A 406-nucleotide genomic window follows, 5' to 3' on the forward strand; every position below is an offset into this window, starting at 1 on the left:
CTTAAAGTTGGTGAAACTCTAAAAGTAAAAGAGAAAGGATATGATTTGGTATATGATGTTAAGGCTAAATCTTATGGACTTAAGCCAGAGAAAAAAAAGTCTTACACAAACTATAAAGTAAAAGATGGGGACACTGTACTTGGTATAGCATTCTCTCATGGAATGAGTGCAAGCGAATTTTGTGCTATAAACAATATAGAGGATTTTAATAAATATCAACTAAAGAAAGGGGAAATATTAAAAGTAGCTAATGTTTCAAATATAGAAGATATAAAAGAAGAAGAAAAAGTAAATCGTAATGTAGAAAATATCAAAAAAGAAATAGAGGAAAATAAATATATAGATTATCAAGTAAAAGACGGAGACACTGTGCTTGGTATAGCATTTTCTCATGGAATGAGTGCTA

1 protein-coding gene is annotated in these 406 nt (G+C 29.3%); it reads left to right on the forward strand.

The features are described 5' to 3' along the window. Positions 1 to 406, forward strand: a 406-nt coding sequence (locus tag E6A48_RS11630) for a LysM peptidoglycan-binding domain-containing protein (protein WP_219710470.1), incomplete at both ends; no start/stop codon positions are given.

The sequence above is a fragment of the Brachyspira pilosicoli genome (assembly GCF_019402445.1).
In the GTDB taxonomy this organism is placed as follows: Bacteria; Spirochaetota; Brachyspiria; order Brachyspirales; family Brachyspiraceae; genus Brachyspira; species Brachyspira pilosicoli_B.